Here is a 14,291-nt window from a genome sequence, read left to right as displayed (position 1 = left end):
ACAAGATTCAATGATGTGAGCTTACAAATTTGAGGCCCCCGAAGACCGACATTGCGGGAATCGGCCGAAACGAAATACAAGGCACTAACGAAAGAGGGCGGACGAATGCGGAACGACGCGGAAAATGTGCGGGTGCGCGGCTCTGGCACGCAGAGCGTCTATGTGACGCTCAGGCAGGAAATCCTGTCGATGGCGCTGGAACCCGGCAGTCCGCTCGACGAGGTGCGCCTGTCGGAACGTTTCCGGATGTCGCGAACTCCCATTCGCGAGGCGCTGTTGCGGCTCGCCGCCGACGGGCTCGTCACGACGCTGCCGAACAGGAACACGATCGTTGCGACAATCGATTTCGCAAGCCTGCCCACCTATTTCGAAGCGTTGACGCTGATGTACCGGGTGACGACCCGTGGCGCGGCGCAAAGGCGAAACGGCGACATCATGAAGACCGTCCGCCGGCATCAGAAGGACTTCGCCGATGCCGTTGCCGCGCGCGATGCCTATGCGATGATCGAGGCGAACCGCGAATTTCACGTCGCGATTGCCGAACTTGCCGGCAATTCCTATTACACCGCCTTCTTCGCCAGGCTGCTCGACGAGGGCCGCCGCATCCTGCGCCTTTACTACTCGACATTCGACGACCGTCTGCCGCGCCAGTATGTCGACGAACACGAGGAGATCATCGCAGCGATCGAGGCCGGTGACGTCGAGCGGGCCGACCGCCTGGCGATCGCCCACGCCGGGCAGATCGTTCGCCAGATCCAGGAATATATCGCCCGCGACCTGGATCGGCCGGTGGCGATCAGCATGTCCTGATGCGACGAGAGCAATGAAACGTTCGAGCCTCAGGGGGCGAGGGGGCCGCTCTGCTCCCTGACCAAGGTCATCAGCCTGCGCAGGACAGCCGCCGATTGGCGGACACCGTCGTGCTCGAATTCGTTGGTCACCCATGCCTGCACGTTGGCGACGTGGCGCGCTGTTTCGAGCGAAAGCCCGGCATCGACATACATGTCGTCATGATAGATGACGGCGGCGACTGGCACCTCATTTGCCGCGAGACGTTCCGGGGCATAGAGCTGCACGTAGCGCTGATGCGTGGCCAGCGCCTCGACACTTGCCCTGAAGGCCCTGAGCGAGCGAATTTCCTCGAACATCCAGGGATACATCATCTCCCCCGTCAACAGCAGCGGCCGCCGGTCGCCGGCAAAGGCCGGATGCTCGGCGCGGATGCGTTCGGCCGCCCAGGCAGTCGGCGTCCCGGCCTGGCCATAGATGCTTTCCTGCAGAACGGCGAAGAGCGGATTGTCGTCATAGGAGGTCAGCGACATCACCGACGCGAGGAAGCGATCGGAGAGACGGTCTTCATTGGGACCGGAGAAAGCCTCGTCGACCAGCCAATGGACGTTCTCGTAACCCGGCGCCATGCCGAAATCGATGCCGATAGTCTGAAAGCGGCGAACGGATAGGCGATCGCCATCGGGCAGCCGCACCTCGTTGGCCTCGATATAGTCGGCGATCCGGCTGATGCGCTCGGCATCCCCGGGGTAGCGGCTGTAATAGGCGGCGTTCTTTTCGGCGACGCGCGGGTAGGTGCGCCGATAGACATCATCGGCCGTCGCCCCAAGGCCAGCAAGGCCGCCGGTGACATAACAGGCGGAAAGTCCCTCCGGCGCCTTCGAGAGATAGGTAAGCGTCAGGAAGCCGCCATAGCTCTGGCCGAGCGTCTGCCAGCGTCCGCCGCCGAAGACGGTTTTCCTCAGATGTTCGCAATCGGCAACGATGCTGTCGGCACGAAAGAGGGTGAGATAGTCGGCTGCGGCCCTGCCGTCGGCAAAGTGCTCCATCGTCGCACTTTCGATCCGGCTGCTGCGCCCGGTGCCGCGCTGGTCGATCAGGATAACGCGGTGCGTCTTCAGGGCTTCGGCAAGCCATGGCGGCCCGCCATTGCTCGGCCGCGGCGATTTTCCGCCAGGGCCGCCTTGCAGGAAAGCCAGCAACGGCAATGTTTCGCGACGGCGGGCGGGATCGCATACTTCGCGTGCGAAAACCCGGATCGTCTCCCCCTCCGGCTTCGACCAATCCAGGGGAACGTCGACCATATGATCGCGTATCAGCATGCCCGGTATGGTGTATTCGACCGCCATCGCCATCTCCTCATTTTTCATGTCGACATATTGCCTACAGCGGCATTAGTGTCGGCTCAAGATCCCCGCTGCAAGGCGAGGGCTTCATCGATCTGGAAGCGCAGGAAAAGCAGGAAGACAACATGTCATGGCAGCATACGGTACCCCGCATAACTGAGGACGAACGGCAGAACCGCCTCGCCAGGCTTCGCAAAATGATCGAAGCCGGAGGCTTGGCTGCCGTGCTTCTTGGACCGACCGAAAGCCTGCGTTACTTCACGGGGCTGGTCTGGCATCCGAGCGAGAGGTTCCTCGGCGCGCTCGTCACGCAAGCGACCATTTCCTACATCGTGCCGGGGTTCGAGCGCAGCCGTGTCGAAACGCTGCCGCATCTGCCGGGGGAAATCCTGGTCTGGGAAGAGGAGGAGAGCAGCGCCGCTCTCATCGCCCGCCTTGTTGCCCAGGGCGGCAGACTTGCCCTCGACGATGGTTTGCCGCTTTTCTTCTATCATGCATTGGCAGCGGAGATGGGCGAGGCGAGGCTTGCCGATGGCGGGCGACTGATCCGCGACCTGCGTTGCATAAAATCGGCCGCGGAGATTGCCCTCATTCAGTATGCGATGGACCTGACACTTGACGTCCACAGGCAAGTGCATGGGCTTTTGAAGCCGGGCATCAAATCATCCGAAGTGGTGGATTTCATCGACCGGCAGCATCGCCAGGCCGGCGCCGATGCCGGCTCGACATTCTGCATCGTCTCCTTCGGCGCGGCGACCTCGCTTCCGCATGGCGCCGACGGCGATCAGGTCCTTGGGCGCGACGACGTCATTCTCATCGATACCGGCTGCCGGATCGACGGTTATCATTCCGATATCACCAGGACCTATATGCTGGAGGGCGGCGAAAGCGCGTTCGAACGGGCCTGGTGGATCGAGCGCGAGGCGCAACAGGCCGTCTTCGACGCAGCTCGGATCGGCGCCGCCTGCTCGAGCCTCGACGATGCGGCCCGAAAGGTGCTTGCCAAACACTCCCTCGGCCCCGACTATCGCCTGCCAGGTTTGCCGCATCGGGCCGGTCATGGCCTCGGGCTCGAGATCCACGAGGAACCCTACATCGTTCGCGGCAACGACGCGCCGCTTGCCGCCGGCATGTGTTTTTCCAACGAGCCGATGATCGTCTTCCCTGGGAAATTCGGGATCCGGCTGGAAGACCATATGTACATGACCGCCGAGGGACCATGCTGGCTGACAATTCCGGCGGCGGGACCGACCGAGCCATTCTCCTGAGCGGGCATCATCTCCTGTCCGCTCTCGTCCGGCAGAACCAGGAATATATTGATCTCGACCGACTGCTGGCGATCAGCCTATCCTGAAGCGACAGGATTCAAGAGGCGGAGGCTATCCCAGCCTGAACGTTGGCGATATGGCGGTTGGTTCTCGCGGCATCTGACATATCGACGGAACCCAGGGCCGCCCGCAATTCGATCTATCAAGTATTTCTTCGCAAACGTTACTTGCTTTCTGGCGTAGTACAAGGTTGACTGTGGTTAAACCTGCAGTGTCGAGGATAGGATGATGGACTTGTTCAGAAAGGATGAGGATGACTCCGCGCAATTGCAGAAAATGAAACTGAATGGAAGATATAGAAATATGGCAGCGATGCTTTCGATAGCAGTGGTTGTCTTTTCTGTATTCTTGATATCGCTTGGCGCTTTAATCGAATTTTTTCAACCTGAGTTTTTTCCAAACGTCATTCTCGATGACGTCCCTTTGCACTACATCGCCTGGTTCATGATTACCTTCGGGATAACTATAGGTGTCATCAACGTGATTTTGGCAGCAAGACGGGAGATCGGTCAAGAGAGAGCAGAAAAGATGCTTCCATCGGATATGGTCGAGATTAAAAGGCAGGCTTTGCGTGACCTGCGGACGCATCGAAACTGGTATGCGCGATCCTCCAGGGTGAATCAGTATCTCTGGAATTTTCTCACATTGGGGATCATCGTTCTGAGCGGCCTCTCTTCATTATTTTCGGCTTATGGCACGGTTATCCCCCAATGGCTCCCAATGGCGACCTCCGCGCTGGTGGCGCTTTTCGGCACGATCATTGTTCAATTCCGCATCCGGGACGTCTGGCAATTGAGAGAGCAGGGAAGGGTCGAAGCGGAGATGCTCGTCGCCGAGGCTCATCTCATTGACATAACGGATGAGCTAGCGACGCTCAAACAGGCCGTCGCTCTTAGAAAGCGCGCTCATGCGCTGGAGATGAAGCAACTCAACCAGTTCTTTGTAGGGACCACCGCAGCCAATCCCTGAGCCCTTGTCGGGCATTAGGCGGCGAGATCGACCGAGCCGTTCTCATGAGCGGGCGCCATCTTGCCCGCTCAGGTCAGCCATCTCACCCGCATTAGTCCTGAATGCCAGCCGCGCTCCCCGGCTTGAGCTTGACCTCGATGACCGGGACCACGATCTGAGGTCGACGCACCGGCAGGACGAATGTCAGTTGATTTTCGCCGACGGGGAACTGCGTGTTCGCCCACAGCGTATTGGCGGATGGGCGCAACCAGGTGACCTCGCTGCCATCATGCAGGAATTGCGCATATTCGATCTTGCCTGCCAGCGCATCGAAATGCAGATGGCGATAGGGCCAGTTGAAGAGGTGGATATAAAGACGATCGCCATTCTGGGTCAGGCGGCAGTCGGCCGGAGCTGTGAAGTCGGGCTGGGTGCAGCCGACGATGCTGCGCTCGTGCAGCGCCATCCACTCCTCATAAGCGGCAAGGGCTGCAATCGCGCGGTGGTCGAGCGTGCCGCGCGCCGTCGGCCCGACGTTCATCAGCAGATTGCCGCCCATGGCAACGGTGCCGACCAGCATCTGCACCAGTTGTTCCGTGCTTTTCCAAGTGTCCTCGTCGCGGTGGTAGCCCCAGGAGCCACTGAGTGTATGGCAGGCTTCCCAGACGACGCGCCTGCCATCGCGGAGCGGCCGGGCGCGCGGCATATATTGCTCCGGCGTGACGATGTCTGGCTGCAGGCCGGCGAGATCGAGCCGGTTGTTGATAATGATATCGGGGGCGAGTTGGCGCACCAGACGCACGAGTTTCTCGCTTTCCCAATCCTGATGGCCCTTTCCGACCAGTTCGCCAAGCTTCCACTGCGGATAGCTGAAATCGAACCACATGATGTCGATCTGGCCGAACTCGGTCAGCAACTCGCGGACCTGCTCGCGCATGAAGGCGGCATAGCGCTGCATGTCCCGGCCTTCGTTGATTTTCAGCGCATCGGGATGGTTGCGCTGCGGATGGCGCGGATCGACGGTGAAGTCGGGATGATGCCAGTCGATCAGCGAATAGTAGAACCCGATCCTCAGGCCCTCTGCGCGGAAGGCGTCGACGAACGGACCCAGGAGATCTCGTCCATAAGGCGTATTGGTCACTTTGAAGTCGGTCGCCTTGGTATCCCAGAGGCAGAAGCCTTCATGGTGCTTGGTGGTCAGCACGACATATTTCATGCCGGCAGCCTTCGCGCGTCTGGCCCATTCACCGGGATCGTAGAGATCGGGATCGAAATGGTCGAAATATTTCTGGTAGTCGGCGTCGTTCAATTCTTCGCGGCTCTTGACCCATTCATGGCGTGCCGGCAGGGCATAAAGTCCCCAGTGCACGAACATGCCGAACCGGTCGTGAACGAACCAGGCCTTCTTCTCCTCAGGCAGGGCCAGTGACTGCAGATTGTTGATATCCATCGGATATTCCTCCTGTTCCACTTTAAGGGTTGGAGCATGATGTCGTCCGAAAACCGCTCAAACTTTTCGGCATCATGCTCCGGGGAGTTCAGGTTGTTTCGCGGATGATGAGTTCGGGCACGATGACGATGCCGTGCTGACGGTTTCTGGTGGCGATCCGGCTGAGCAGCAGACGCACCGCCTCCTCCCCCATTTCGCGTTTTTGCACCCGCAAGGTGGTGAGTGCCGGAGACAGTAGTTCGGCAGTCGGAATATCGTCGAAACCGATCAGGGCGATCTGCGCGGGAATCGAAATGCCGGCGGCCCGGCAGGCCTTCATCGCGCCGATCGCATTGAGGTCGTTGTAGCAGACAAGGGCATCGATGCCGGGCGTCTCCGCCAGCAACTGCGCGGCCGCCGTTTGGCCGCCCGCTGCGGTCGGATCGCAATAAACGATGCCTTGCGCCTTAAGCCCGTGGGCCGCTAGCGTTTTGCGAAAACCGACAAGCCGGCTCTTGCCGCCAAACGAACTGCGCGGCCCGGCGATGATCGCTATCCTGCGGCGTCCGCGCTCGACCAGATGGTCGATGGCACGCGACGCTCCCGTCTCGTAGTCGGTGACGATCGTCCCGGCGACCTCGTTGGGCGCCTCGCGGTTGATGAGCACCACGGCGCGGTGGGGCGCAAGCGCCTTGTGAAGCGCGGCATCGGGCAGTCGCGGGCTGCAGACGATGATCCCGTCGACCCGGTGCCGCAGCAGCGTTTCGATGAGTTCTTCTTCCCGCTTGCTGTTCTCGACGACATTGGACAGAAGGAGGTTGTAGCCGGCAGCGCTTGCCGCATCCTCGGCTCCCCTGATGACTTCGGGAAAGAACGGATTGGTGATGTCGGGAACAAGTAGGCCGATGGCTTTCGATCGATCGGACCGCAATCCCCGAGCAAAGGGATTGGGCCGGTAATTGAGTTCGCTCGCCGCTAAGATAATCCGTTGACTGGTCTCCGCACTGGCTCCGCCCCGATCATTGAGCACGCGCGATACCGTCATCGGCGACACCCCTGCGGCGCGGGCGACATCGGCGATGGTTATTTTGGATTCTGGCTCTTTGGGGCTGCTCAACTGGATTGTCTCGTTAGAAATGGTAGAAAGTTACGATAACGATAACTAACATAATTTCCAGGAAAGCCAAGGCTACTCCGGCCTAGTTTAGGACGTCGAGAATCTCTTTGACAATTTTTAACGGTAACGATAACGTTAGAGAAAGAGGAGAATACGTTAACGATAACCTAGAGCAGAATATTGGGAGGAAAGAATGCAACACGTCAGAATCTTAGGACGGCAGATTGTCTCGACCGTTGCTGCGGCGATCCTCATGGGTGCCGGCTGGGCCGGTGTCGCATTCGGCTTTGAGGAGTCGCCGGAACTGAAGGCGCTGGTCGATGCCGGCAAGCTGCCGCCGGTCGAAAAGCGCTTGCCCAAGGAGCCGCTGGTGCTCACTCCGCTTGAATCGGTCGGTACCTATGGCGGCACCTGGCGCACGGCCACCTTTGGCGGTGGCGACAGCGAGATCGAGCGTTCGATCGGCTATACGAGACTGGTTCGCTGGAATCCCGAATGGACCGAAGTGATCCCCGATATCGCCAAGAGCGTCGAGGTCAATGATAATGCCACCGAATATACGTTCACCTTGCGTGAAGGCACACGCTGGTCGGACGGCGAGCCCTTTACCGCGGACGATCTGGTGTGGTGGAACGAGAACGTGCTGCGCAACACCAAGATCACGCCTGCAGCACCAGACTGGCTGACCTCGGGCGGGGAGACCGTCAAGGTCGAAAAGCTCGCCAACGACAAGGTCGTCTTCAAGTTTGCCGCGCCGAACGGCCTATTCCTGATGAACATGGCCACCGTGCGCGGCTCGGATATTTTGGCGGCCGCACCGGCCCACTACCTCAAGCAATTCCACAAGGATTTCAATCCCGACGGCGTCGACGCCCTGGCGAAGGCAGCCGGTGCAACCGACTGGGTCCAGCTCTTCAACAACAAGATCGGGTTTCCCGGCCGCTGGCGCGATCTCGGCCGTCCAACGCTCGATGCCTGGGTGTTGACCGCGCCCTATAACGGCACCACCCAGGTCGTCGCCGAGCGCAATCCATACTATGCTAAGGTGGATACCGCAGGAAACCAGCTGCCTTACTTCGATCGCATCACCATCGATGTAATGCAGGATACCCAGGCAATCATCCTGAAGGCGATCAGCGGCGAAATCGACATGCAGAACCGCTTCATCGAGACGACGGACGCCCGTACGGTAATCGTGCAGAACCAAGAGAAAGGCGGGTATGGCCTGTTCATCGCCCGGCCGGCGTGGTCGAACGCCCTGCTGATCACCCTCAACCAGACCCACAAGAATCCGGCCTTGCGCGCTGTCTTTTCCAACAAGGATTTCCGCATCGGCCTCAGCTACGCCATCAACCGCGAAGAGCTCAACCAGCTGATCTATGCCGGACAGGCCAAGCCTTATCAGGCAGCACCGCGTGAAGGCACCGCGCTCTACGACGAGAAGATGGCGACGCAGTATCTGGAGTATAATGTCGATCTCGCCAATCAGTATCTCGACAAGGCCGGCCTTACCAAACATGACGCCGAAGGCTATCGCCTCGGCCAGGACGGCAAGCGGATTACCTTTGCGATCGACGCCTTGACCGGAAGCCCGATCCAGGTGGACGCCCTCGAGATGATCCAGCGCTACTGGCGAGCCGTCGGCATCGACATGCAGCCCCGCCCGGCCGAACGTTCGCTGATCTTCTCCCGCCTGCAGAACAATGAGAATGACGGCCTTGGATGGGTTGGCGGCGGTGGCTACGACTTCCTCGGCCTGCTCGATCCCAAATGGTATTTCCCCCACGAATACGAGTCGAGCTTCGCGACGGCCTGGGGCCTCTATTACCAGAACCCCAAGGATCCGAACGCGCAAGAACCGAGTCCCGCTGCCAAGAAGCAGATGGAGCTGTACCGGCAGGTGCAGGAAGCGCCGACGCTCGAAAAGCAGTTGGCCGCGATGAAGGAGTTGCTGGCGATCACCCGTGACGAATTCTACGTCATCGGCACCAACCTGGAGCCGGACCGCGTCGGCATCGTCAAGACCAATATGCGCAACGTTCCGAAGGTCATTCCCAGCACATCGTTCTACATGACGCCGGGACCGGCAAAGCCTGAGACCTTCTACTACCAGAAATAACGGAACGCGACCGACAGGGATGGCGTCTACGGGCGCCAGCCCATCGACACCAGCCCAGTCCCAATCATCCGATCGGCGATCGCCGATTGAAGGAGCTTGACCATGGCCGGCTTCATCATCAGACGCCTGCTTTATATGATCCCGATGATGTTCGCGATCTCCGTCGTGACCTTCATCATCATCCAGCTGCCGCCCGGCGACTTCCTGACCGCGATGACCGCGCGTCTCGCCTCCCAGAACGAAACGATCGATCCCGGCGTCATTGCCGGCCTGCGTGAACGCTATGGTCTCGATCAGCCCTGGGCGGTCCAATACTGGAAATGGATCAGCGGCATCCTGCTGCGCGGCGATTTCGGCCAGTCCCTCGATTGGAACAAGCCGGTCAGCGAGCTGATCTGGGCTCGCATGGGCCTGACGATGGTGGTCTCGGTTACCACGCTGCTCTTCGTCTGGGCGGTGGCCTTTCCGATCGGCATCTATTCGGCCGTACGGCAATATTCGGTGGGAGATTACTTCGCCACCTTCTTCGGCTTTCTCGGCCTTGCCATCCCGAACTTCCTGCTGGCGCTGGTGCTGATGTATGTTTCGGCACAGTATTTCGGCCAAAGCACCGGCGGGCTGTTTTCACCCGCCTATATCAATGCCGTCTGGAGCTGGGCCAAGCTCGGCGATCTCATTTCGCATATGTGGATCCCGGTCGTCGTTCTCGGCACCGGTGCCACCGCAGCGCTGATCCGTATCATGCGCGCCAACCTGCTCGACGAGCTCAACAAGCCTTATGTCGACATGGCCCGCGCCCGGGGCTTGAGCGAAATCCGGCTGCTGTTGAAATATCCGGTGCGGGTGGCGCTCAACCCCTTTGTCTCGACCGTCGGCTGGGTGCTGCCGCACCTCGTCTCCGGCTCGGTGGTGGTCTCCATCGTTCTCAGCCTGCCGATCACCGGGCCGCTGCTGCTGAACGCCCTCTTTGCCCAGGACATGTATCTGGCCGGCACATTCATCCTGCTGATGAGCATGCTGACGCTGATCGGCACACTGATTTCGGATCTGCTGCTTGCCTGGCTTGATCCACGCATTCGCAACGGCTGAAGGACGAGACCAATGACCGATCAAGCCATCGCGCTACAGCCTGAACTGATCCAGAATTCCGACGCGGTCGCCGGCCAGTGGAAGCTTATCTGGCGGCGCTTCCGTCGCCATCGCCTGGCGCTGGCGGCAGGCGTCGTCATCTTTTTAATCTACCTGGTCGCCCTGTTTGCCGAGGTTCTCGCCCCGGTTTCATCGCAGACCTACGATTCCCGCTACACCTATGCGCCGCCGCAGCAGATCAAGTTCGCCGGCTACGACGCGGCCGGGCAGTTTCATCCGCTCTACGTCAACGGTTATTCGATCAAGGTTGACCCGATCGCGCTCAGCCGCAATTACGTGCCCGATCCGGCCGTCGTCATCCCCCTCGGCTTCTTCGTCAAGGGAGAACCCTACCGGCTCTGGGGGCTGTTCGATTTCGACCGGCACCTGATCGGCCCGATCGAGATGGGCAAACCATTCTACCTGTTCGGTGCCGACCGGCTGGGTCGCGACGTCTTCAGCCGGACGGTCCACGGCACGCGCGTGTCTATGTCCGTCGGACTGATCGGCGTCGCAATCAGCCTCATCCTCGGCATCATCCTGGGCGGCATCTCGGGGCTCTACGGCGGCTGGGTGGACGACGTGATCCAGCGCTCCATCGAACTCATCAACTCTATCCCGACCATTCCCCTGTGGATGGGCCTTGCGGCTGCCGTTCCGATCAGCGCCGATCCGATCCTGGTCTATCTCTGGATCACCATCATCCTGTCGCTGATCGGCTGGACCGACCTGGCGCGGGTGGTGCGCGGGCGCTTCCTGTCGCTCAAGACGGAAGACTTCGTCATCGCCGCCCGTCTCGATGGCTGCTCGCAGATGCGCATCATCTGGCGGCACATGGTTCCGTCCTTCATGAGCCACATCATCGCCTCGGTGACGCTCGCCATCCCGACGATGATCCTCGCAGAAACCGCGCTCTCCTTCCTCGGCATCGGCCTGCGCCCGCCGGTGGTGAGCTGGGGCGTGCTGCTTCAGGAGGCACAGAACATTCTCGCCGTCTCGAGCGCACCCTGGCTGTTTCTTCCCGGTCTCGCGGTGATCGTCACCGTGCTCGCCCTCAATTTCCTCGGTGATGGATTACGCGATGCTGCAGATCCCTATGAATACTGATCCCAATTTTGCCGCAGCCGGCGGCCGGCACGGGGATCGTGACCCGCTGATCGAGGTCGTTGATCTCAGGACCCATTTCTTCGGTGGTGCGGGCACGATCAAGGCGGTCGACGGCGTCTCCTTTTCCATCCCACGCGGCAAGACGGTCTGCGTCGTCGGCGAATCCGGTTCGGGCAAGAGCATCACCGGCCGCTCGATCCTCAACCAGGTTCCCAGGGGAGGACGGATCGTCTCGGGCGCAATCCGCTACCGACCGGATCCCGCAGCATCCTCGGTCGACCTGGCGGCACTCGATCCGCGCGGTCACGACATGCGGGCGATCCGCGGTGCCCAGATCGGCCTGATCAGCCAGGAGCCGATGGCCGCACTTTCCCCCGTTCATACGATCGGAAACCAGATGGTGGAAGTGATCCGCCTGCATCTGAAGATGGGAAAGAAGGAGGCGCGCGAACATGCCATCGAGACATTGGCTCTGGTCGGCATTCCGCGGCCGGCCGAGCGCATGGAAAGTTATGCCTTCCAGTTTTCCGGCGGCATGCGCCAGCGCGTCTGCATCGCCTTGGCGCTCGCCTGCCGCCCCAGACTGCTGATCGCCGACGAGCCGACCACGGCACTCGATGTGACCACCCAGGCCAATATCCTCGATCTCCTGGCCTCGCTGCAGGCCGAATTCGGGCTCTCGGTGCTGTTCGTGACCCATGATCTCGGCGTGGTGGCCGAGATCGCCGACGAGGTCGTCGTCATGTATGTCGGCCGGGTCGTGGAAGCAGGCAATGTTGACACGATCTTCCACGCACCGGCGCATCCCTACACCAAGGCGCTGCTGCAATCGGTGCCACGCATGCATGGGCAACCCACCGAACGGCTCGCGATCATCGATGGCATGGTGCCCTCGCGTTTCAACCGGCCCCAGGGCTGCAGCTTTCATCCCCGATGCAAAGAGGCGAGGGCGGGCCTGTGCGACCAAAGGGATCCACAGCCCATCGCCATCGGTGACGGGCATGTCGCCAGCTGTCTGCTTTACGAAGGAAGACAATAATGGCCGATCTCATGAAGCAACCAAGCCCGCTGCTCGAACTGAACGATCTCAGGATGCATTTCCCGATTCGCAAGGGCGCATTCCGGCGTGTGGTCGGACACGTCAAGGCGGTCGATGGCGTTTCGCTTCGCGTCCAGGATGGCGAAACACTCGGTATTGTCGGGGAGTCCGGCTGCGGCAAGTCCACGCTTGCCCGCACGGTGCTGCGCATCTATCAGCCGACGAGCGGCGAAATCCGCTATCGCAACCGCAGTGGCGGCACGGTCGATCTCGCGGCGTTGTCGGGTTCTGCCCTCGACGAAATCCATCGCGACCTGCGCATCGTGTTTCAGGACCCGCAATCTTCGCTCAATCCGCGCCTTCCTGTCATCGACATCATCGGTGAGGTGCTTGGTGTCAACGGCATCGCCAAGGGCCGGGAGCTCGAGCACCGCGTCGCCGACCTCATGCAGAGCGTCGGCCTGAGGCCCGAATACATGCACCGCTATCCGCACGCGTTTTCTGGCGGCGAGCGCCAGCGCATCGGCATCGCCCGGGCGCTGGCCTCCAATCCGCGGCTGGTGATCGCCGATGAGGCCGTTTCGGCGCTCGATGTCAGTGTGCAGGCACAAACCATCAACCTCCTGCAGGACCTGCAGGAGCAGTTCGGTCTGACCTATCTCTTCGTCGCCCACGACCTCTCGGTCGTACGGCACATCTCGGATAACATTGCCGTCATGTATGTCGGTCGGGTGGTCGAAAAGGCGCCGACGGAGCAGATCTTTTCGCGCCCCCTCCACCCCTACACCGAAGCGCTGCTCTCGGCCGTGCCGATCGCCGATCCGAGGATGCGCCGCCATGGCCAGCGCATTCGACTGGCGGGCGAGGTCGCCGATCCTGCCCATCCGCCTCCCGCCTGCGCATTTCATCCGCGCTGCCGCTACGCCACCGAGCTTTGCAAGCAGGAGGTACCGGCGTTGCGTACCGTCACAGCCGATGGGCACGCAGTGGCCTGTCACTACGCCGAATCCTTGTCGCTCAATCCCTTCGCCGACCGTACCGTTCCGGAGTTCAATTAATGCCCGAATTCATTCCACGCTCCGAGCAGCGTCCCATTGTGGATACCTCCTCCACGACGCTCGATCTCATCTACTTCGACCTCGTCACGCTTCCGGCCAACGGCCAGGACACGCGGCGGCTGCCCATGCACGAAAGCCTCTACGTCGTGCTGTCGGGGCAGGTGGATATCGAGGTCGATGACATCATGTTCGAAGCGGTGGGCCGGCGAGCCGATATCTGGGGAGGCGATGCGGACTCGGTTTACGCGCCTGTCGGCGCCAAGGTCCGGATATCGGCTCGTGGCGCGGCGGCGGAAGTCGCCATTGCCGGCGGCCTCTGCGACACGCGTTACGCCGCGTTTCGCATCACGCCGGATGAGGTCGACGCCGTCAATGTCGGCTCGTCGGACACGCACAGCCAGCGGCGAATCGTCCACCTGCTCGGACAACGACAGAACGGACGCTGCGGTAACCTGCTGGTGAGTGAACTCTATGCCGGCGAGGGCTGCTGGTCCGGCTATCCCCCCCACAAGCACGATACCGAAGACGGTGACGTCGAGACCCGGCATGAAGAACTCTATCACTACCGCTTCCAGCCCGAGACCGGTTTCGGCAGCCAGATCACCTATGATGAAGACGGTCCGGTCAAGATCCTCATGACCCGCAACGGCGACACAGTCCTGGTCGACCGGGGTTACCACCCGACGGTCACCTCGCCGGGGCACCGAGGCTATATCTTCACCATTCTCGTCGGCAAGCATCGGCGGGGGCTGATCCAGCGCTTCGATCCCGCCCATCAGCATCTGACCAAAACCATCCCCGGCATCGATGCGATGCGCGACAAGTTCAAATAATCCGGCTTGTGGCCTCGTGTGCCGGCATTGCGGCGCACCGCCAACTTCCG

12 protein-coding genes are annotated in these 14,291 nt (G+C 60.8%); 9 read left to right on the top strand and 3 right to left on the bottom strand.

Annotation, left to right across the window (positions count from 1 at the left end; genetic code table 11):
• Nucleotides 1–105: 105 nt before the first annotated feature.
• Nucleotides 106–810, top strand: coding sequence for a GntR family transcriptional regulator (locus U5G49_RS33230; protein WP_113542921.1), 705 nt, complete (start codon nucleotides 106–108; stop codon nucleotides 808–810).
• Between the two features lie 29 nt (nucleotides 811–839).
• Here the strand turns inward: U5G49_RS33230 and U5G49_RS33225 are convergent, their stop codons facing one another.
• Nucleotides 840–2,138, bottom strand: a complete 1,299-nt coding sequence (locus U5G49_RS33225) for an alpha/beta fold hydrolase (RefSeq protein WP_193445886.1) — start codon at nucleotides 2,136–2,138, stop codon at nucleotides 840–842.
• 122 nt (nucleotides 2,139–2,260) lie between these two features.
• On the opposite strand from U5G49_RS33225, the gene U5G49_RS33220 reads away from it, so the two are divergent.
• Nucleotides 2,261–3,403, top strand: coding sequence for a M24 family metallopeptidase (locus U5G49_RS33220; protein ID WP_193445887.1), 1,143 nt, complete (start codon nucleotides 2,261–2,263; stop codon nucleotides 3,401–3,403).
• Nucleotides 3,404–3,691: 288 nt separating this feature from the next.
• Complete coding sequence (locus U5G49_RS33215; protein ID WP_113542997.1) at nucleotides 3,692–4,432, top strand: DUF4231 domain-containing protein; 741 nt, start codon at nucleotides 3,692–3,694, stop codon at nucleotides 4,430–4,432.
• Between the two features lie 91 nt (nucleotides 4,433–4,523).
• Here U5G49_RS33215 and U5G49_RS33210 read toward each other — a convergent pair whose 3' ends face one another.
• A complete protein-coding gene (locus U5G49_RS33210; protein WP_284200618.1) occupies nucleotides 4,524–5,882 on the bottom strand; it encodes an alpha-L-fucosidase in 1,359 nt (452 codons plus the stop codon).
• Nucleotides 5,883–5,949: 67 nt separating this feature from the next.
• The gene (locus tag U5G49_RS33205) at nucleotides 5,950–6,957 is read right to left on the bottom strand and encodes a LacI family DNA-binding transcriptional regulator (RefSeq protein WP_113542918.1); all 1,008 of its coding nucleotides are present in this window, start codon (nucleotides 6,955–6,957) and stop codon (nucleotides 5,950–5,952) included.
• Between the two features lie 193 nt (nucleotides 6,958–7,150).
• Here U5G49_RS33205 and U5G49_RS33200 point away from each other — a divergent pair, with 193 nt between their 5' ends.
• The 6 genes from U5G49_RS33200 (at nucleotide 7,151) to U5G49_RS33175 (ending at nucleotide 14,241) form a co-directional block, all read left to right on the top strand.
• The gene (locus tag U5G49_RS33200; RefSeq protein WP_193445889.1) at nucleotides 7,151–9,076 is read left to right on the top strand and encodes an ABC transporter substrate-binding protein; all 1,926 of its coding nucleotides are present in this window, start codon (nucleotides 7,151–7,153) and stop codon (nucleotides 9,074–9,076) included.
• A gap of 102 nt (nucleotides 9,077–9,178) precedes the next feature.
• A complete protein-coding gene (locus tag U5G49_RS33195) occupies nucleotides 9,179–10,165 on the top strand; it encodes an ABC transporter permease (protein ID WP_018246741.1) in 987 nt (328 codons plus the stop codon).
• Nucleotides 10,166–10,177: 12 nt separating this feature from the next.
• Entirely contained in the window at nucleotides 10,178–11,311 is a 1,134-nt protein-coding gene (locus tag U5G49_RS33190) for an ABC transporter permease (RefSeq protein ID WP_193445890.1), read from the top strand.
• Nucleotides 11,286–12,350, top strand: coding sequence for an ABC transporter ATP-binding protein (locus U5G49_RS33185; protein WP_193445891.1), 1,065 nt, complete (start codon nucleotides 11,286–11,288; stop codon nucleotides 12,348–12,350). The genes U5G49_RS33190 and U5G49_RS33185 overlap by 26 nt, the downstream gene beginning before the upstream one ends.
• Nucleotides 12,350–13,408: an ABC transporter ATP-binding protein gene (locus U5G49_RS33180; protein ID WP_284200617.1), complete on the top strand. Its 1,059-nt coding sequence runs from the start codon at nucleotides 12,350–12,352 to the stop codon at nucleotides 13,406–13,408. The genes U5G49_RS33185 and U5G49_RS33180 overlap by 1 nt, the downstream gene beginning before the upstream one ends.
• Nucleotides 13,408–14,241, top strand: coding sequence for a 5-deoxy-glucuronate isomerase (locus U5G49_RS33175; protein WP_113542914.1), 834 nt, complete (start codon nucleotides 13,408–13,410; stop codon nucleotides 14,239–14,241). Before U5G49_RS33180 ends, U5G49_RS33175 begins: the two co-directional genes overlap by 1 nt.
• Nucleotides 14,242–14,291 lie beyond the last annotated feature (50 nt).

This window comes from Rhizobium indigoferae (assembly GCF_034554815.1).
Taxonomy (GTDB): Bacteria; Pseudomonadota; Alphaproteobacteria; order Rhizobiales; family Rhizobiaceae; genus Rhizobium; species Rhizobium leguminosarum.
This window is presented reverse-complemented; position numbering and strand designations above follow the sequence as displayed.

Excerpts from the sequence above, each read along its gene's own strand:
- U5G49_RS33185 (WP_193445891.1), top strand. The coding sequence starts at position 11,286 with ATGCTGCAGATCCCTATGAATACTGATCCCAATTTTGCCGCAGCCGGC.
- U5G49_RS33220 (WP_193445887.1), top strand. The coding sequence starts at position 2,261 with ATGTCATGGCAGCATACGGTACCCCGCATAACTGAGGACGAACGGCAG.
- U5G49_RS33225 (WP_193445886.1), bottom strand. The coding sequence starts at position 2,138 with ATGGCGGTCGAATACACCATACCGGGCATGCTGATACGCGATCATATG.
- U5G49_RS33215 (WP_113542997.1), top strand. The coding sequence starts at position 3,692 with ATGGACTTGTTCAGAAAGGATGAGGATGACTCCGCGCAATTGCAGAAA.
- U5G49_RS33180 (WP_284200617.1), top strand. The coding sequence starts at position 12,350 with ATGGCCGATCTCATGAAGCAACCAAGCCCGCTGCTCGAACTGAACGAT.
- U5G49_RS33190 (WP_193445890.1), top strand. The coding sequence starts at position 10,178 with ATGACCGATCAAGCCATCGCGCTACAGCCTGAACTGATCCAGAATTCC.
- U5G49_RS33200 (WP_193445889.1), top strand. The coding sequence starts at position 7,151 with ATGCAACACGTCAGAATCTTAGGACGGCAGATTGTCTCGACCGTTGCT.
- U5G49_RS33230 (WP_113542921.1), top strand. The coding sequence starts at position 106 with ATGCGGAACGACGCGGAAAATGTGCGGGTGCGCGGCTCTGGCACGCAG.
- U5G49_RS33195 (WP_018246741.1), top strand. The coding sequence starts at position 9,179 with ATGGCCGGCTTCATCATCAGACGCCTGCTTTATATGATCCCGATGATG.
- U5G49_RS33175 (WP_113542914.1), top strand. The coding sequence starts at position 13,408 with ATGCCCGAATTCATTCCACGCTCCGAGCAGCGTCCCATTGTGGATACC.